This window comes from Bordetella flabilis (assembly GCF_001676725.1).
GTDB classification, from domain to species: Bacteria; Pseudomonadota; Gammaproteobacteria; order Burkholderiales; family Burkholderiaceae_B; genus Bordetella_C; species Bordetella_C flabilis.
On record NZ_CP016172.1, the window covers coordinates 4,111,155 to 4,129,613 of the forward strand.

Annotated in this window: 18 protein-coding genes; 7 read left to right on the top strand and 11 right to left on the bottom strand. The window is 66.2% G+C overall.

The window, feature by feature from the left end; genetic code table 11:
* Nucleotides 1–24 precede the first annotated feature (24 nt).
* The 7 genes from BAU07_RS18095 to BAU07_RS18125 form a co-directional block, all read right to left on the bottom strand.
* Nucleotides 25–642 carry a TPM domain-containing protein gene (locus BAU07_RS18095; RefSeq protein ID WP_066660411.1) on the bottom strand — a complete coding sequence of 206 codons (618 nt, stop codon included), beginning with the start codon at nt 640–642 and terminating at the stop codon, nt 25–27.
* Between the two features lie 84 nt (nt 643–726).
* On the bottom strand, nt 727–1,392 hold the full coding sequence (locus BAU07_RS18100; RefSeq protein WP_198168817.1) for a TPM domain-containing protein: 666 nt from the start codon (nt 1,390–1,392) through the stop codon (nt 727–729).
* Between the two features lie 233 nt (nt 1,393–1,625).
* A complete protein-coding gene (locus tag BAU07_RS18105) occupies nt 1,626–2,234 on the bottom strand; it encodes a LemA family protein (RefSeq protein ID WP_066660414.1) in 609 nt (202 codons plus the stop codon).
* A 10-nt stretch (nt 2,235–2,244) separates the two neighbouring features.
* A complete protein-coding gene (locus tag BAU07_RS18110) occupies nt 2,245–3,255 on the bottom strand; it encodes a 4-hydroxyproline epimerase (protein ID WP_066660418.1) in 1,011 nt (336 codons plus the stop codon).
* A gap of 87 nt (nt 3,256–3,342) precedes the next feature.
* Nucleotides 3,343–4,713 (bottom strand): MFS transporter, encoded by a 1,371-nt coding sequence (locus BAU07_RS18115; RefSeq protein ID WP_157122308.1) that lies wholly within the window; start codon nt 4,711–4,713, stop codon nt 3,343–3,345.
* Nucleotides 4,710–5,117, bottom strand: a complete 408-nt coding sequence (locus BAU07_RS18120) for a GlcG/HbpS family heme-binding protein (RefSeq protein ID WP_066660421.1) — start codon at nt 5,115–5,117, stop codon at nt 4,710–4,712. The genes BAU07_RS18115 and BAU07_RS18120 overlap by 4 nt, the downstream gene beginning before the upstream one ends.
* Nucleotides 5,114–6,988 (bottom strand): propionate--CoA ligase, encoded by a 1,875-nt coding sequence (locus tag BAU07_RS18125; RefSeq protein WP_066660426.1) that lies wholly within the window; start codon nt 6,986–6,988, stop codon nt 5,114–5,116. The genes BAU07_RS18120 and BAU07_RS18125 overlap by 4 nt, the downstream gene beginning before the upstream one ends.
* Nucleotides 6,989–7,309: 321 nt before the next feature.
* On the opposite strand from BAU07_RS18125, the gene BAU07_RS18130 reads away from it, so the two are divergent.
* The gene (locus BAU07_RS18130; protein WP_066660428.1) at nt 7,310–7,987 is read left to right on the top strand and encodes a C40 family peptidase; all 678 of its coding nucleotides are present in this window, start codon (nt 7,310–7,312) and stop codon (nt 7,985–7,987) included.
* Nucleotides 7,988–8,146: 159 nt separating this feature from the next.
* Here BAU07_RS18130 and BAU07_RS18135 read toward each other — a convergent pair whose 3' ends face one another.
* The 4 genes from BAU07_RS18135 to lptF form a co-directional block, all read right to left on the bottom strand.
* Entirely contained in the window at nt 8,147–8,464 is a 318-nt protein-coding gene (locus tag BAU07_RS18135; protein WP_066660430.1) for a DUF2325 domain-containing protein, read from the bottom strand.
* A gap of 245 nt (nt 8,465–8,709) precedes the next feature.
* Nucleotides 8,710–9,654, bottom strand: a complete 945-nt coding sequence (locus tag BAU07_RS18140; RefSeq protein WP_066660433.1) for a CysB family HTH-type transcriptional regulator — start codon at nt 9,652–9,654, stop codon at nt 8,710–8,712.
* A 108-nt stretch (nt 9,655–9,762) separates the two neighbouring features.
* Nucleotides 9,763–11,256 (bottom strand): CoA-acylating methylmalonate-semialdehyde dehydrogenase, encoded by a 1,494-nt coding sequence (locus BAU07_RS18145; protein WP_066660436.1) that lies wholly within the window; start codon nt 11,254–11,256, stop codon nt 9,763–9,765.
* Nucleotides 11,257–11,501: 245 nt separating this feature from the next.
* Complete coding sequence (lptF, locus tag BAU07_RS18150; protein WP_084026088.1) at nt 11,502–12,632, bottom strand: LPS export ABC transporter permease LptF; 1,131 nt, start codon at nt 12,630–12,632, stop codon at nt 11,502–11,504.
* Nucleotides 12,633–12,755: 123 nt separating this feature from the next.
* On the opposite strand from lptF, the gene BAU07_RS18155 reads away from it, so the two are divergent.
* The 6 genes from BAU07_RS18155 to BAU07_RS18180 all read left to right on the top strand — a co-directional run bounded on the left by BAU07_RS18155 (nt 12,756) and on the right by BAU07_RS18180 (nt 18,449).
* Nucleotides 12,756–14,261, top strand: coding sequence for a leucyl aminopeptidase (locus BAU07_RS18155; protein WP_066660439.1), 1,506 nt, complete (start codon nt 12,756–12,758; stop codon nt 14,259–14,261).
* 29 nt (nt 14,262–14,290) lie between these two features.
* On the top strand, nt 14,291–14,755 hold the full coding sequence (locus BAU07_RS18160) for a DNA polymerase III subunit chi (RefSeq protein ID WP_066660448.1): 465 nt from the start codon (nt 14,291–14,293) through the stop codon (nt 14,753–14,755).
* Between the two features lie 30 nt (nt 14,756–14,785).
* Nucleotides 14,786–15,073 (top strand): hypothetical protein, encoded by a 288-nt coding sequence (locus BAU07_RS18165; RefSeq protein ID WP_066660451.1) that lies wholly within the window; start codon nt 14,786–14,788, stop codon nt 15,071–15,073.
* Nucleotides 15,074–15,290: 217 nt separating this feature from the next.
* Nucleotides 15,291–16,004, top strand: a complete 714-nt coding sequence (locus BAU07_RS18170; RefSeq protein WP_066660454.1) for a Bax inhibitor-1/YccA family protein — start codon at nt 15,291–15,293, stop codon at nt 16,002–16,004.
* A gap of 119 nt (nt 16,005–16,123) precedes the next feature.
* On the top strand, nt 16,124–17,044 hold the full coding sequence (locus BAU07_RS18175) for an aldo/keto reductase (RefSeq protein ID WP_066660457.1): 921 nt from the start codon (nt 16,124–16,126) through the stop codon (nt 17,042–17,044).
* Nucleotides 17,045–17,105: 61 nt separating this feature from the next.
* Nucleotides 17,106–18,449, top strand: a complete 1,344-nt coding sequence (locus BAU07_RS18180; RefSeq protein ID WP_066660460.1) for an NTP/NDP exchange transporter — start codon at nt 17,106–17,108, stop codon at nt 18,447–18,449.
* The last annotated feature ends 10 nt before the right edge of the window (nt 18,450–18,459 follow it).

The window sequence follows — 18,459 nt, forward strand, 5'->3', positions numbered from 1 at the left end:
ACCGCCCAGGGCGGTACGGCGCCGTTACGCCAGAACGACCAGGCGGTTGGGCAGTTCGTCCCGCGGGGTGGTGGCCGGCAGATGCTCCGCCAACAAGGCGCCGCAGGTCTCGATACTTTTGATGAAGCCCTGCAGGGTCTCGCCGCGCCGCACATGCTCCGTGAAGGTGGCGATGACGGGCTCCCAGGTGGCGTCCGGCAGCTTCGCGCTGATGCCCCGATCCACCAGGATCTCGACGTAGCGCTCGGCTTCCGACACGAAAATCAGCATGCCGGTCTCGCCGCGGGTGTGATGCAGGTTTTGTTCCAGGAACTGGCGACGCGCCAGATTGGCCGCGCGCCAGCGTCGCACATGGCGCGGAATCAGGCGCGTCGTGACGGCCGGCACGCGAAACAGCAACGCCAGCACCACGAACACCGCCCACTGTGTCATCAACAACTCATGCGGGCCCAACAGGACGATGCCGTAGTTCAGCAGCCCCGGCACGGTCAAGGCGATCAGGCTGGCCCACAGCAAGGGGATATAAGCGTAGTCGTCGGCACGTGCGGCCAGCACCGTGACGATTTCCGCATCGGTGTGGCGCTCCGCGCCGGCAATGGCCCGGGCCACCTGTTGCAGTTCGGTTTCGCTTAGCAGTGTCATATGTCCTGTACGCATCGATGTCTGGGCGGCATGCGGCCCGCGCCTGTCGCGGAGAACCACCGGCGACGCGGCGCCTTGCCAGCTCTACCAGTTGCCGGACGCGCCGCCCCCGCCAAATCCGCCGCCGCCGCCGCTGAAGCCGCCCCCTCCGCCAAAGCCGCCGCCTCTGCCGCCGAAGCCGCCGAAGCCGCCGCGGCTACCCAGCATGCCGCCCAGAATCATGCCGGGCAGCACGCCGCCCCGGCGACGTCCGCCCAGACGCGACATCACGGCCAGGACCACGAACAGCAGGATGAAAAACACAGGAATGGACGTGGGCCCTTCGCGTTCCGCGGCGACCTGCGGCTGGACCTGCACGGCGTCCGGATCGCCGCCCAGCACCTTGACGATGGCGGCGGTGCCATCCAGGATGCCCTTGTTGTAATTGCCCTGACTGAACGCCGGGACGATGATCTGGTTGATGATGGCCGACGATATCGCGTCGGTGAGTTGCCCTTCCAGTCCGTAGCCGACCTCGATGCGCACCTTGCGATCATCGCGTGACACGATAAGCAGGGCGCCATTGTCCTTGCCCTTCTGCCCGATGCCCCAGCGGCGGCCGAGCTGATAGCCGAAATCCTCGATGGGAACGCCGCGCAGCGACGCCAGCGTGACCACGACGACCTGCTGCCCCGTGGCGCGTTCGTGCGCGGCCAGCATATCGGTGAGGCGCGCGACGGTGGTCGGATCCAGCAGCTTGGCTTCGTCCACCACGCGGCCCGTCAGCGCCGGCGCCGGGGCCGAAGACGTACCGACGCCGGATGCCGGGTCCGGAGCCGGAGCCGGAGCAGGAGCAGGAGCCGGAGCAGTTTGTGGAGCCGGAGCCGGCGATGGAGTGGATTTCGACGCAGCGGGGGGCGGCGACGCCGTCTGCGCCTGTACCGTGACGGAGTGCGCGCACGCCGCAATCAGCAGCCCCGCGCCGAGACACTGAAGCGCCTTCATCAGAACTTCACGGCCGGAGCCTTGTCAGCCTGGGGCGCACTGGCCTTGAAGGTCTCGCGCACGGGCAGGTCCCGGTACAGCACCATATGCCACAGGCGCCCTGGGAATGTGCGGATTTCCGTGTTGTAGCGCTCCACTGCCGCGATGTAATCGCGGCGCGCGACCGCAATGCGGTTCTCCGTCCCTTCCAGCTGCGATTGCAACGACAGGAAATTCTGGTTCGACTTCAGGTCCGGGTAGCGTTCCGACACGACGAGCAGGCGGCTCAGCGCACCGCTCAGCTGCTGCTGCGCCTGGTCGAACTGCTGGAGCTTTTGCGGGTCGTTGATGGTATTGGCGTCCACCTGGATCGAGGTTGCCTTGGCCCGGGCCTCGACAACCGCCGTCAGGGTTTCCTGTTCCTGTTTGGCATAGCCCTTGACGGTTTCGACGAGGTTCGGGATCAGGTCGGCGCGACGCTGGTATTGATTCTCCACCTGCGCCCAGGCCGCCTTGACCTGCTCGTCATAGGTTGGAATGTTGTTCATGCCGCAGCCCGACAGCAGCGAGGCCAGCAGCAGCATGGCCACGAGCCGCCAATGCGGGATGAACGATTGCCGTACTTCCATTGCGATCTCCCTATACCCGGTCTTTGACCTGAAAGCCGTGCATCAAAGGATCACGGTCGTCAATGAATATGGTGTTGTAGCCGGTCATCCGCGCCCAGCCTTCGATGGACGGCACGATCGCGTCCAGCTCGCCGACACGGGTACGAGACTCCACCCGGCCGCGGAACAGCGTGCCGATGATGCTCTCGTGGACGAAATCGCTACCGGTATCGAGCTTGCCCTGCGCAGCCCATTGTGCCATGCGCGCCGATGTCCCCGTGCCGCACGGCGAACGGTCGATGGCCTTGTCGCCGTAGAACACAGCGTTGCGCGCGTGCGCCTCGGGGTGCTGCGGCGTCCCGGTCCACAGCACGTGAGACAGGCCGTTGATGGCGGGGTTCTCCGGATGCACGAACTGGTATTTGCCGGAGAAGGCCTGGCGCAGGCGGGGGCTCCAGCGCAACAGATCCGAAGGCTGGACGTGTTCGAGGCCGGGAAAGACCTGCTGCGGCGACACGATGGCGTAGAAGTTGCCGCCATAGGCCACATCGGCCTTGACCAGGCCCAGGCCTTCAACTTTTGCTTCCAGCCCGGTGGCGTACAGGAAGGAGGGCACATTGGTGATACGCACGCTATCGACGTAGGCGCCGTTGCGCTCGTAGCGCGCCTCGACCACGCCCGCCGGCGTATCGATGCGCAGCACGCCGGGCTCGCGCGGCGTGACCAGGCCCCGTTCCAGCGCCATGGTTACGGTGCCGATGGTGCCGTGACCGCACATCGGCAGGCATCCCGATGTTTCGATGAAAAGGAAGGCGATGTCGCAATCCGGCCGGGTCGGCGGATACAGGATGGCGCCCGACATCATGTCGTGGCCGCGCGGCTCGAACATCAGGCCGGTGCGTATCCAGTCGTATTCGCGCAGGAAATGCGCCCGCTTTTCGACCATATTGGCGCCGTGGAGCACGGGCGCGCCGCCCGCGACCATGCGCACCGGGTTACCGCAGGTGTGGCCGTCCACGCAGAAGAAGGTATGGGATGTCATGGGAAGCGATGCAAGGGGACACGACAGCAACGCGGCACGATGCCGCGTCCGGGGCCGCCCGGCGTACCGTCGCGATCGATCATAGCGTCAAACAGCGCCATCGGGCCACGGCGCCGTCTCGCCCCGGCCGTCCGCGGCCTCGCGTTCGGCCACGCCACCGGCCAGGTCCACGCGTTTCAGTAGAGCCAGGCCGCCGACGAAGAAAAGCCCGGTGACCAGGATGGCCAGCCGGTGATTGCCATGGGTGAGCCAGGTCACCAGCCCGTAGGTCAGCGGCCCCACCACGGCCGCCAGTTGCACGGAAAACGTCCATAGGGCGTAGAACTCGGCCGACCGCCTCGCCGGTGCCAGCGCGCCCACCATGGCGCGCCCCGCGCTCTGGCTGGTCCCCATGCACAGCCCGGCCAGCGCCGCAGCGACCCAGAACACCGTCACGGTAACCGCGGCATAGGCGATGAGCACCATCGCGATCCAGCCGCACAGGGTGATGGCGAGCGCCCGCTTATGGCCGATGCGGTCCTGCAAATATCCGAACAGGAAGGCGCCCGCGGCGGCGGCGATATTGACCAGGAACACCAGCAGCATGATCTGGGCCATCTTGAAGCCCATGGCCTGCTCGGCATATACGGCCGCCAGCGTGATGACCACCGCGATGCCGGCCTGGTAGCACGCCACGCACATCAGCAGGCGCCGGAACTGGGCGTGATGGCGTCCGGTCTCGCGCCAGGCGCGCAGCAGTTGTCCCAGCATGTCGGGCGTCGCCCGCGCGTGCCCGCGCGGCGAGGCGCGCTCGCGCAGCCACAGGAAAGCGGGCAGCGCGGACAGCGCGAAGACGACGCAGGTGGCGACCACCACCCAGGGCACGAACTGCGGCGCGGTCTCGCCGCGCGCCTGCGCCATCGATACGATCGCCAGGGACAGGCCCAGACTGAGCATGCCGCCGCAGTAGCCGAAACTCCAGCCCCAGCCCGACACCCGGCCCAGCGCGTGCGGCCGCGCCAGTTCCGGCAGGAAGGACGCGACGGCGGATTCACCCATGCAGTAGAAGTAGTTCGATATGGCGATGCCGACCAGTGCCAGCCATACATCGCCGGGGCCGGCACGGGACAACGCGAGCGTCGCCACGATGCAGCCCGCGGTGCTGGCGAACAGCAGCTTGCGCTTGGCGGCGCGTGCGTCCGCCCGCGCGCCTAGCGCCGGCATGGTCAGCATGATGGCCAGATAGGAGACCGACAGCGCCCCTGTCCAAGCCAGCGTGGCCCAGTGCGCGCCACCACCCACCACGCCGACGAAATAGGCGCTGAAGACCGTCGTCAGGATAACGGTGGTGTAGCCGGAGTTCGCGAAGTCGTACATGGCCCACGACCAGACCTCGCGCCGTGTCACCCCGGGGTTCAGGCTGCCCTCGGGTGCCGCCATGCCGGTGTCCGTCCCGACCGGCGGCGCGGGCTGCGTCATAGGCCCAGGGCCGCGATACCGGCAGCGGCGATCTGCGCGTCCTCTGTCGCCTTGACGCCCGAAACGCCCACCGCGCCCACGACCTGGCCCTGCGCCACGATGGGCACCCCGCCTTCCAGCATGCCGGTCATCAGCGGCACCGACAGGAAGGCATAGCGGCCGTTGTTGATGCTCTCTTCGTACACACGGGATTCGCGCCGACCCACGGCCGCGGTATGCGCTTTCGCGGGTGCGATATGGGCGCTGACCGGCGCCGCGCCGTCCAGCCGCAGCATGCCTAGCAGGTGCCCGCCGTCGTCGGCGACCGCGATCGTCACCGGCCAGTCGTTCTGCCGGGCGTGGGCTTCGGCGGCGGCGAGGATCTTCTTGACGTCCTCGGCGGTCAGTACGGGTTTGCTATTCATGTCAGCGACTCCTTGATCTGTTGCAGGGCCTGCGGATCTTCGATGGTCGGCAAGTCGCCCGGGTCCCGTCCCTCGCACACCGACACGATCGCACGCCGCAGCACCTTGCCCGACCGCGTCTTGGGCAATGCGCCGACGAAGCGGATACGTGCCGGCCGCGCGACCGCGCCCAGCTGCTCTTCGACCAGGCGCATCATATCCCCTTCCAGGGCGGCAGCATCGATGTCGCCCATATCCTTCAGCACCACGAACGCATGCGCGGCCTGCCCCTTGAGCGCATCGGCTACGCCGACCACCGCGCATTCCGCCACTTTGGGGTGGCTGCTGATCGATTCCTCGATCTCGCGCGTACCGAGCCGGTGGCCCGCCACATTGATCACATCGTCCGTGCGGCCCAGGATGTACCAATAGCCGTCCGGGTCCACCATGCCCCAGTCGAAGGTGGAATACAGCTGGCGTCCGGGGATCGATTCGAAATACGTCCGCACGAAACGCTCGTCGTCGCCCCAGATCGTCGTCATCGCCCCCGGCGGCAGCGGCGGCACGATGGCCACGACGCCCTTCTGCCCCGGCCCGAGATCCTCGCCAGTGCTTTCGCTCACCACGCGGACGTCGAAGCCATAGCAGGGAAAGGACGGGCTGCCGTAGCGTGCCGGCACGCGTTCCACGCCGGGCTGCGCGGACAGGATGGGCCAGCCGCTTTCGGTCTGCCAATAGTTGTCGATGACCGGCTTGCCCAACGCATCCGCGATCCAGCGGCCGGTGGGTTCGTCCAGCGGCTCGCCGGCCAGGTAGACGGCGCGCAGCGTGGATAGGTCGTGCCTGCGCAGCAGCGCCGGGTCCTGCCGCTTGAGCACGCGCACCGCGGTGGGCGCCGAGAACAGCGTGTTGACCTTGAAGCGCTCGATGAGCTTGAACAGGATGGCGCCGTCCGGACGCACGGGCGTGCCTTCGTAGACCAGCGTTGCCTGCCCGCCGATCAGCGGTGCATACACAATATAGGAGTGCCCCACCACCCAGCCGATGTCGCTGGTGCAGAAAAAAGTCTCGCCCGGCTTGCCGTCGAACAGGTATTCCATCGACGCGGCCAGCGCCACGGCATACCCGCCCGTGTCGCGCTGCACGCCCTTGGGCTTGCCGGTCGTGCCGGACGTATAGAGGATGTAGCTGGGCGCGGTCGACTCCATCCACGCTACGGGCACGCGCGCGCCGTCGTGACGGGCGCGCAGGGCCGCGTAGTCGTGCTGCCCCGGCCCACGCTCCATCGGCGCCAGTCCGCGATCGAGCAGGATGACGGCGTCGGGCTGGGCCGTGCTGAGCGACAGCGCCTTGTCCAGCAAGGGCTTGTAGGGCATGACCTTGCCGCCGCGCGAACCCGCGTCCGCGGAAACGATGACTTTCGGCCGCGCGTCATCGATGCGCTGCGCCAGGTTGTGCGAAGCGAACCCGCCGAACACCACGGAATGGACCGCCCCCAGGCGGGCGCAGGCCAGCATGGCGAAGATGGCCTCCGGTACCATGGGCATGTAGATGAGCACCCGGTCGCCCGGCTCCACGCCCTGCTCGCGCAGCATGGCGGCCACCGCGTTCACCTCCTCGAAGAGCTGCATCTGCGTATAGATGCGCTCCTGGTCGACCTCCGTGGACACCCAGATCAGCGCCTGTCTATCGGCCTGTTGGGGGAGCCAGCGATCGACCGCGTTGAAACACAGATTTGTGCGCCCGCCGACGAACCAGCGGGCAAAGGGCGGGTTGCTGAAGTCCAGAATGGTCTCCGGCGGCTCGTCCCAATGGATCCGTCCGGCCTCGCGCCGCCAGAATTCCTCCCGATGCGCCACGGACGAGTAATGGAAAACCCGGGTTTTTTGCATCGCTGTCTCCTGTTATCTTCGGATCTGTTGCAGTTTCTGACGAACTTTACGTGTTGTCCGAGTCTGCGCGGCGGAAAGTTGCAGCGCTGTTGCCTGTGCGGCGCGCGGGCCTCCGTCTCACGCTACATGCTCTTTGCGGTTTTTCACGCCGATTCTATCCATCTTACGCAGCGTCCCGAAATCTTCGCTGGGTGAGTTACGGTGTATACGCAGTTCCCCACACCGGTATACGCATCTTTGGTAGAATCGCCCGAAATAGTTTTTTACACGGCGGTCGTCCGTCGTCTTCCAGGCGTGCCCAGCCACGCCTTCAAGCGAACAATGCCTCCATACGACTACCGCGCGCTCCCCATATATCGATTCCTGACCCGACACGGACGCCTCCTGCGCCTGAGCTTGCTGATGGTGGGCGCTGCCATCCTGGCAGGATGCGCCAATACGACCACGCACGATACCGCGGCCTACCGCGGTTTCGACCAGGAAGGCTACGAAGCCGGCTGGGCCAGCCAGAGCGACGATCCCATCGGCATGCTGCTGGCGCAGAAGCTACGGCGTTCGCCGCGCGCGTCCAGCTACCCCGGCGGCGCCGCCACCGACAACACCCTGCTGGCCGGGGAGGCCCTGAACTACCTGGGCATCCGTTACCGCTACGGCGGCAGCTCGCCCAGTACCGGTTTCGATTGCAGTGGACTGGTCGGCTATGTCGCCGAACAATCGCTGGGACTGAAACTGCCGCGCAACGCCGCCGAGATCTACCAACTGGGAACCCCGGTCAGGCGCGCCGACCTGCAAGTTGGCGACCTGGTGTTCTTCAATACGATGGGCCGGCGGTACTCGCACGTCGGCATCTACCTGGGCGATGACCGCTTCGTGCATTCGCCCAGCGCGGGCGGCGTGGTGCGTGTCGAACGCATGGACATGGCGTACTGGAACAAGCGCTACAACGGCGCGCGGCGCCTCGACACGACGCTGATCGCCTCGGCACGCGCGCAGAATTGACCCCGCGCACATGAGGCCGGCGGCCTTGGCCTCCGGCACTGAAATGGAAATGGCGGCGCCATACGGCGCCGCCATTTTTTTCATCGACCACTTCCGGAATGAGTACACCGCTGACGTATGAACGGGCAACCTGCCCCGACTCGCTGCGCTCGGGACAGCTCAGGCCGAGCGCGCCCCGCACAGGCCACATTGCGCCAATGCCTGCTGCATGCTGCAGACGGACCGCCGGCACGCCACCACCCGGATACCGGATCGCTGTGCCGACTGGCGGAAGGTCTTCATTACGTTATGCCCCAGGAAATCGGTCAGCAGAATGACCAGCTGGGTGCCGGTGGGCAACTGCAGCCCCCGCTTCTGGTGGGAAGGATCCCGCCCACTGATGTGGTGCGTGATCGCGATGTTGTGCCCTTTGAGCAGATCGGGGATGTTGCCCAACCGGTCCGCGCCAACTACCACTGCGCTCAGTGCCGCCGTCATGACGTACCTCGTTGCGTCGTTGATCGTGGCTTGATGATAATGATTCTTGTTTGTTCGGGCAAGTAAATGAGATGAATTCTCATTTAATTTTGCTATGAGCCACGGTCGTGGCATAGCGGCGGGGACGCCGCTTCCTGCTCTTGCTTCCTGCTGTTGCTTCCCTTCCCTGCTCTTGCCCATGGCGGCCGCGGCGCCATCGCGCCCGCCGCTTTTTTACGCAGCGCCGGGACGGCCCCGGCGCCCCACTACGCCTTCACGCCCTGCACGGCGTCGTTCACCACCTGCCGCGTGAGGGCCGGCGTCAGCATTTCGATGAAGGTGTAGACGTAGTCGCGCAGGAAAACGCCGGCCTTGATCCCTACCCGGGTCGTGTGGGTGCCGAATAGATGTCCCACGGGCAATCCTACCAGGCCGGTATCGCGACGCGGATCGTAGGCCACGCCGGCGATGATGCCGATGCCCAGGCCCACGTCGACATAGGTCTTGATCACGTCCGCATCGATGGCCTCCAGCACGATGTCCGGATGCACGTTGTGCGAGGCGAAGACCTCGTCGATGGCCGTCCGGCCAGTGAAGGCGCGGTCGTAGGTGACCAGGGGATAGGCGGCCAGTTGCGCCAAGGTCAGGCGCTTGGCTTCGCTGGAGGTAAGTTCGGCCAGCGGATGGTCGGGACGCACCACCACCGTGTGTTCCCAGGTATAGCAGGGCAGCGTGGCCAGCCCCGGCGTCAGCGCCAGCGACTCCGTCGCGATCGCCAGGTCGGCCTGTTCATGCAGGACCATTTCAGCCAGTTGCGCCGGGCTGCCCTCGGCCAGCGACAAATGGACCTTGGGAAACTGCCGGCGGAACGCCGGGATGACGCGCGGCAACAGGTAGCGCGCCTGGGTGTGGGTGCAGGCAATGACCAGTCCACCCTCGTCCCGCCGGGCGAACTCGTCGCTGACTTTCTTCAGGTTGTCCACCTCCCGCATGATGCGGTCTATCACTTGCGATACCGCCAGGCCCGGCTTCGTCAGGCCCTTGATGCGCTTGCCGTGGCGTTCGAAAATCTTGACGCCCAGTTCATCCTCGAATTCGATGATGGCCTTGGACACGCCGGGCTGCGAGGTGTACAGCATGCGCGCCGCCTCGGTCAGGTTGAAGTCCCGGCGTATGGTTTCGCGCACGAAACGGAACTGTTGCAGATTCATGGAGAGGTCCTAGGGTGGGGACCTAATTATAAGTAATAAAGAAGGATATCTAAATTACTTAATCATCTATGCTTCTGCCCTACCGTACATGCGCGGGGACTATCGCGCTTATCGCATGGTGATGGTGGTATTGACGCCCCGTCCATGCGCCGCCCAGCGCGCCGTGACGGTTTTGGTCTGGGTCCAGAACTGCACGGCCTGCTTGCCGTTCGGCCCCAGGTCGCCAAGCTTGGAACCGCGCGACCCGGTGAAGCTGAACCAGGCGACGGGAACCGGAATGGGAATGTTGATCCCGACCTGGCCCACATCGATATTGTTCTGGAAATAGCGGGCCGCGCCGCCATCCTGCGTGAACAGCGCCACCCCGTTGCCGTTGGGGTTGGCATTGATGAAGTCCACCGCTTCCTCCAGCGTATCGACGCCGACCACGCAGAGCACCGGACCGAACACCTCCTCGGTGTAGACCTTCATGTTGCCGCGCACCCCCGCGAACACCGTCGGGCCGACGAAATTGCCGCGTTCGAATCCTGGAACCTGCAGCCCGCGGCCATCCAGCAGAAGCTCGGCGCCCTCGTCCACGCCTTGCTGGATAAGGCCTTCCACCCGGCTCTTGGCCGCCGGTGAAACCAGCGGCCCGAGGTCTGCCTGCCGGTCGGTGCCGGCGTTGATTTTCAGCTTCCGGGCGCGGGCCACGAAGTCGGGCAGCCAATCGCGCGACGCCCCGACAAACACGGCCACCGAGGTCGCCATGCAGCGCTGCCCGGCCGCGCCGAAGGCCGCGCCCAGCAGCTGGTTCAGCGCCACTTCGGGGTCGGCGTCCGGCAGGATGACGCAATGGTTTTTCGCCCCCATCATGGCCTGGCAGCGCTTGCCGGCGTCGGAGGCGCGACGATAGATCTCCGTGCCCACACGCGTGGAGCCGATGAAGGACACGGCCTTGATATCGGGATGCTCGCACAGGGCGTTGGCGGTTTCCGCGCCCCCATGGACCACATTCAGTACGCCGGGCGGCAAGCCGGCCTGCAGCGCGAGTTCGGCGAGGAACAAGGCGGAGGATGGATCCTGTTCCGAAGGCTTCAGGACGAAGGTATTGCCGCAGGCCACCGCGATCGGGAACATGAAGCACGGCAGCATGACGGGGAAGTTGAACGCCGTGATGCCGGCGCACACGCCCAGCGGCTGGATAAGCGTATAGACATCGATGCCGGACGCCGCGTTCTCGGCGTACTCGCCCAGTTGCAGGCTGGCGATCGAGCAGGCATGTTCGACAACCTCGAGGCCGCGGCCGACCTCGCCTTCTGCGTCCGGCAAGGTCTTGCCATGTTCGCGCGTGATCATCTCGGCCAGCTTGCCGGTGTTCTCGCGCATCAGTTGCTGCAATTTCAGCATTACGCGCATGCGGGCGCCCTGCCCGCTGTTGCGCCACGTCTTGAAGGCTTCGCGGCTGTTGGCCACGGCGCGGTCGAGTTCCTCGCGGGTGGCATAGGGCACTTGCGCCACGACGTCCTGCGTCGCCGGGTTGACGACGTCGCGCCATTGCGTCGTCGTGGACTGGACTCGTTCGCCACCGATCAGCAGCGGGATACGCGCGATCTCGTTCATGTCTCCTCCTTATGGGAATCGGCACGGATACCGTACGTGGATGTCCGGCCCCGCGCATCGTCGGCCAGTGTAGACGTGGAAGATGGCCGGGGCAACGGGGCGGCATGTGCGAGCTGGATGGACACTGCGGCACGCCACTGCACCCGGATCCATGTCGCTTCCCATCGGAACCGTCAAGGTCGGATGGGCGTACGTGGCCCGGCGGCGTTGGCCGGGCCACGGAGGTCACCCAGGGAACCTGCCGCTTACGCCGACACCGCCGCCGGCGGTTTGCCACCGCCCGACTTGGGCGCCTTGACCCGCAACCTGCGCAATAACAGCAAGACCGCGCAGGCCAGGACGACGGCGTGGATCAACCACCACCCCACGCCGAACGGAATGCGGCCATCGCCGATCCAGGCGCGGAACAGGTTGATCAGGTTCATGTACAGCAAGGCCACGAGGCCGGCGATCAGCAGGTCGCCGGAACGGCCCAGCCTAGGATTCACGGCGCCCAGCGGGATGGCCATGATCGCCAGGTTCAGGGCAGCGAGCGGCAAGGATATGCGCCACATCACCTGCGACCACGCATTCGTCGTGTTGTCTTCCATCAGTTGCACCGTGCCGCGCGCCTTGCTGGAACGCTCGGCGGCGGCGCGCGCGTCGGCCGCGGGGTCGGTGGTGGACTTGCTTTCCAGCCGCACGCCATATTGTCCGAAGTTGACCATGCGGAATTCCGCCGTTCCCGGCTTCAGGTCATAACGGTGGCCGGCGCTCAGCACCAGGAAGCGGTCGCCGTTGGGCTCCGTTTCCGTACGCGCGCTGGCGGCGGTCAACACGCTAAGCCATTCCGGATCGATGGCGCGCACGAAGACATGCCCCAGTTCGTCGCCCGGGTTGACCGGTTCTTCCGCGAAGAACACCCGCGCGCCATCCTGCGATTCGCCGAATTGTCCGGCCGTCACCTTGGACAGGTCGGATCGCTGTTCGAACCGCTCCCGGTATTCGCCGATCTGCCGGTACGCCCAGGGCGACGCCACCAAAGTAAGCACCGCCACCAGAGCGGCCACCGGGATGGCCACGCGCATCACGGGCCGCAGCCAATCGGCCAGCGACAGGCCGCTGGCGAACCACACTACCATCTCGGATTCGCGGTAGTTGCGCGTGACCGTGGTCAACACCGCAATGAACAGGGCGACCGAAAGAATGGTCGGCAAGGCAGTGATCGTCGAAAACGCGGCCAGGCCCAGTACGACGTCGGGGCCGATCGAACCGCCGGCCGCCTCGCCCAGCAGCCGCACCAGCAGCACACTGAGCCACACCACCAGCAGCGTGGAGAACACTACGCCGGCGTGACTCGTGATCTCGCTGACGACCGATCGTTTGAATAGAGACATGGGAAAATATGCGGGATAATCGACCGCATTCGTCGATCGCACCTATCGACGCGCCTGTCGACGCGGCGGTCGAAACGACTATCGAAGCACTTATCGACGCACACGGGAACGCCTTCAATGTCAATGGAATTTAGCACACACAGCACCGCATCCCTGCATCAGGTGAAGACCGCCGCGCTGGCGGTGGGTGTATTTGCCGAAGGCGTGCTGACGCCCGCGGCCGATCTGATCGACCGGGCCAGCAACGGCGCGTTGCGCACGGTCGTCAAGACGGAATTCCGTGCGCGCCCCGGCACCACGCTGGTACTGCGGTCCTTGCCCGGCGTGGCGGCCCAGCGTGTCGTCCTGGTCGGACTGGGCAAGCAGGAAGAATACAGCGCCCGCGTGCATTCGAACGCGGAGCAGGCCTTTGCGGCTTATTGCGTCTCGGCCCAGTTGACGGAGGGCGCCTCGACGCTGGCGTCGATCCCCATCGAAGGAAGCACGATACGCGCGCGTACCCGCCTGGCTGCAGTGGCGGCCGGCCACGCCACCTACCATTACGACGCCAGCCTGGGCAAACCGGACCGCGATGCCCGTCCCAAGCTGAAGAAAATCGTCCATTGCATCGAACGGTCGGATGCCACCCAGGCACAGGCCGGGCTGCGCGAAGGCAACGCCATCGCCAACGGCATGGAATTGGCGCGCACGCTGGGGAACATGCCCGGCAACCTCTGCACCCCCACCTACCTCGGCGAAACCGCGAAGAAGCTGGAACGCGCGTACAAGAGCGTGAAGGTCCAGGTCATGGACCGCAAGCAGATCGAGGCGCTCGGCATGGGCTCCTTCCTGTCGGTGGCGCGAGGCTCGCAGGAAGCCCCCCGCTTCATCGTCCTGCGCCACAGCGCGAAGCCGGCGAAAAAACCCGCCAAGGAAGCCGACGGTCCCGTCGTGCTGGTCGGCAAGGGCATCACCTTCGATTCGGGCGGCATCTCCATCAAGCCCGCCGCGACCATGGACGAGATGAAGTTCGATATGTGCGGCGCCGCCAGTGTGCTGGGCACCTTCCGCGCCCTGGCCGAACTGGAATTGCCCATGGACGTCGTCGGCCTGATCCCCAGCTGCGAAAACATGCCTAGCGGAACGGCCAACAAGCCCGGCGACGTGGTGACCAGCATGTCGGGCCAGACCATCGAAATCCTCAACACCGACGCCGAGGGCCGCCTGATCCTGTGCGACGCGCTGACCTACGCCGAACGCTTCAAGCCTTCGGCGGTCGTGGATATCGCCACCCTGACCGGCGCCTGCGTGGTCGCGCTGGGCAATGTCAACAGCGGCTTGTTCTCCAAGGACGATGCCCTGGCCGACGCCTTGCTGAAAGCGGGACGCGAGTCGCTGGACACCGCCTGGCGCATGCCGCTGGACGACGCCTATCAGGAACAATTGAAGTCCAACTTCGCCGATATGGCCAATATCGGCGGACCGCCGGCCGGCGCCGTGACGGCGGCCTGCTTCCTGTCGCGCTTTGCCAAGGCCTACCGGTGGGCGCACCTGGATATCGCCGGCACGGCATGGCGCGGCGGCAAGGAGAAGGGTTCGACCGGGCGGCCGGTGCCGATGCTGATGCAGTTCCTGCTGAATCAGCTCTGAGCCCGCGCAACATCGGAGACCCTGGCGGCATGGCCCGTATCGACTTCGCCTTCGGCGCCCCGGACCGGTTGCGCACGGCCTGCCAGGTAGCGCGCAAGCAATACCTGGCCGGGCAGCCACTGGTGGTGTATTGCACCGATCCCGTGCGGCTCAACGCCTTCGACCGCATGCTCTGGGCCTTCGACGACATCTCCTTCGTGCCGCATGTCCTGGCCACGGACCCGCTGGCGCCGGAAACGCCGGTCGTCCTGACCGCCGCGGATCCCGCGCCACTGGCGGACCGGGCGCCATCGGCCACGGCCGGGCGCCCGCCCGCCTGGCTGCTGAACCTCGACGATGCCTGTCCGCCCAATTACCAGGCCTTCGCGCGCATACTGGAGATCGTCTCCGCCGACGGCGACGACCGCCAGCCGGCCCGCCAGCGCTGGCGCGATTACCAGGCGCAGGGAGAAACGCCCCACAGCCACGCGATTGGCGCCAAGCCCGCAGACTGACGCGCCGCCCACGCGGCCCAAGGAGCCAATATGGAATATCGAGAATCCGATCCGGGCATTCCGACGCTTACCCACCGGGCGGACAACCTGAATGAACCGCCGGTCCTGACCGATGTCGTGGCGCCTGCCGCCGGGACGCCGGCGACGGCCAACGCGGGGCTGCCGCCCGATCCCGTTCTGCGCGCCGCCCTGCAGGCCGAACTGGAACATACCGTGCAGCAGGCGCTGGATCAGGCCATGGCGCACGTGCGGCAGACGCTGGAGGCCGAGCTTCCCGCGCTGGTCGAACGCGTGGTGACACGACTGCGCCCGGGCTGAGTCCGCCCCTTTTATTCACAGTGTGCATGGCTTATCCGGCGCCCTGGGCCTCATAATAGGAGCGGGAATTGCGGGCGGCGTCCGCTCCGCCTATCCCGGCAGTCCGGAGCGGGCTTCAATCTTTATTGATCCGGTTTAATATTCAGGGAACTGTCAGGCTCACTTTGCGTCCAAGCACCGTGGCCTTCCCTTATGGCCCCTTTCAGGAGCTCGAAACATGAACGATTATCGTCCTTCCCCCTTCAACCGCGCGGGCGCTTACGCCGGCGCGCCGGGCGAAGTGGTCCGGAATCGCGTCCTGCGCAATACCTACTGGCTGCTCGCCCTGTCGCTCATCCCCACGGTCCTGGGCGCGGCTGTCGGCCTGTACACCGGCATCAACCGCGTCATGGGCGCCAGCCCGGGCATGTCGGCCATCGTCTTCCTGCTGGGTGCTTTCGGCCTGATGTTCGCCATCGAGCGGAACAAGGAATCCAGCCTGGGCGTGGTACTGCTGCTGGCCTTCACCTTCTTCATGGGGCTGATGCTGTCGCGCCTGCTGGGCTTCGTCATGGGGCTGGGCAATGGCTCGCAGCTCATCATGATTGCCTTTGGCGGCACGGCGGTGGTTTTCGGCGCGATGGCGACAATGGCCACGACGATAAAGCGCGACCTGTCCAACATGCAGAAGTGGCTGTTCACCGGCGCCATCGTCATCCTGGTCGCCGCGCTGGCCAACATCTTCCTGCAGTTGCCCGCCCTGATGCTGACCATCTCCGTGCTGGCCATCGTCATTTTTTCGGCCTTCATGCTGGTGGACCTGCAGCGCGTGGTCAACGGCGGTGAAACGAACTACGTTTCCGCCACCCTGGCCATCTACCTGGACGTCTACAACGTGTTCTCGAACCTGCTGATGCTGCTCAGCGTGTTCAGCGGCGGCAACCGGAACTAGGGGCACGAACGGCCGCAGGAAAGGACACCAGCCGAGCCGGGAGCGCGTCTCCCGGCCACCGTTCCGGGGCTTGCGATTCCAGCGATTCGCAAGCCCCTTTTCCTTTGGGGGATTCGCCGATGCCCAGCCGACGACGCTTTCTGCAGTATGCCCCGCTAGCCGCACTGACGCCCGCCTGGATGCTGGATCCCGCGCACGCCGCGCAGGGTCCCATGCACCGGCGCCCCATCCCGGGCAGCGGGGATACCTTGCCCGTGGTTGGACTGGGCACGGCGGATACCTTCGATGTCTCGCCGAAGGATGCCGCCGCGCTCGCGCCCCTGCACGAAGTCCTGCAAAACCTGTTGGCGTCGGCCGGGAAGAACGCGGTCATCGATACCGCGCCCAGCTACGGCGAAGCCGAAGCCGTTACCGGCGAGCTGCTGGCCCGGGCCCGGGCCCGCGACGGCGTGTTCCTGGCAAGCAAGATCGGCACGACGGGGCGCGATGCCGGGATGCGGCAGGTCCGCAACTCGCTGGCCCTGCTGCGCACGCCCAGGCTCGACCTGATCCAGGTACACAACCTGGTGGACACGGCTACGCAACTGGCCCTTCTGCGCGAGCTCAAGCAGGAGGGCCTGACCCGCTATATCGGGATCACGCACTACACCGCGTCCGCGCATGAAGAGCTGACTGCCCTGGTCGAGCGCGAGAAGCTGGATTTCGTCCAGATCAACCTGTCCGTCACGGCCCGCGGTGCGGAAAAGCGGCTGTTGCCCGCCTGCCAGGCGCACGGCGTGGCGGTACTCATCAACCGCCCTTTCCAGGATGGATCGCTGTTTCGCCAGGTCAGGGGCAAGCCGCTGCCGGAATGGGCGTCCGAGCTCGATTGCGGCTCATGGGCCCAGATCTTCCTGAAGTTCATCATCGGCCACCCCGCCGTCACCGCAGTGATTCCGGCCACGTCCAAGCCGCGCAACATGGCGGACAATCTGCTGGCGGGCTACGGGCGCCTTCCCGACGCCGCCATGCGCGAGCGTATTGCCGCCCTGTTCGCCTGAACGGGCGGTGGACGCCCCGCCCCGTCCACCGCTCCCATCCCCTCGCGACATCGAACAGGCCATGGCCGATACCCCGCCCCTTGCCACGCCCAGCCGCCTCTCTATCGAAGGCCTGCGCCGCGCGCTGAACATACAGCCGGGCGAAGGCCTGGCGGCCCTCTGCGGCTTCGGTTTCTTCTTCTGCCTGTTCACCGGGTATTTCACCCTGCGGCCGATCCGCGAAACGCTGGGCATCGCGGCGGGCGTGGATAAGCTGCAATGGCTGTTTACCGCCACCTTTCTGGTCATGCTGGCGGCCGTGCCCTGCTTTGGCTGGCTGGCGCGGCGCGTACCGCGCGCCAGTTTCGTCACCTGGGCGTACGCCTTCTTTGCCGCGACCCTGGTCGGATTCTCCGCGTGGCTGCACCAGCAACCCGGTAATGCGTGGGGCGCCCGGGCGTTTTATGTGTGGCTGTCCGTCTTCAACCTCTTCGTGGTTTCGGTGGCCTGGAGCCTGATGGCCGATGTCTTCCGCACGGGGCAGGCGAAGCGCCTGTTCGCATTCATTGCGGCCGGCGCGAGCACCGGCGGCCTGGCGGGACCGGTCCTCGGCGCCGCGCTGGCCGGCGTCCTGGGAACGTCGGGGCTGATCCTGCTGTCGGCGATCCTGCTGGGGCTGACCCTGCCGCTGAAGTCCTGGCTGATGCGGTGGCGCGCACACAGCGGTGCCGGCGCGCCAGACCGCGGCGCGGAGGCGGACACCGATGCCCCGGGGGCCGACTCCCCCGGGCGCCCCATCGGCGGGGGGATCCTGGCGGGCGCCACGCGCACGTTTACCTCGCCCTTGCTGCTTGGTGTCGCTGCCTTCGTCATCCTGCTGGCGACCGCCAGCACCTTCCTCTACATGGAACAGGCGCGGCTGGTCGCCGACACCTTCACGTCGTCCACCGAGCGCATCCGGGTCTTCAGCGCCCTGGACTTCACCGTGCAGGCCCTTTCCATGCTGGCCCAACTGTTTCTTACCGGACGGTTGGCGCAACGGTTCGGCGTCACTTTCCTGCTGACCTCCGTCCCGGTGGTCATCTGCGCGGGTTTCCTGGTGCTGGCCGTGGCGCCGACCTTTGCCGTGCTGGCGGTGGTCATGGTGCTGCGCCGGGTGGGGGAATATGCGCTGGTCCGGCCCGGGCGGGAAATGGTCTTCACCACGGTCGACGCCGAAGCCAAGTACAAGGCCAAGAACTTCATCGATACAGTGGTCTACCGGGCGGGCGACGCCGCCAGCGCCTGGGTCAAGACCGGCGTCGACGCACTGGGCCACGGTGTCGGCCTGGTCGCCCTGGTGGGCGCCGTATGCGCCATGCTGTGGGCGGCGTGCGGCTATGCGTTGGGCAGGCGCACCGACGCGCGCCGACCCCGGCATGCTTGACGGCAGCTTC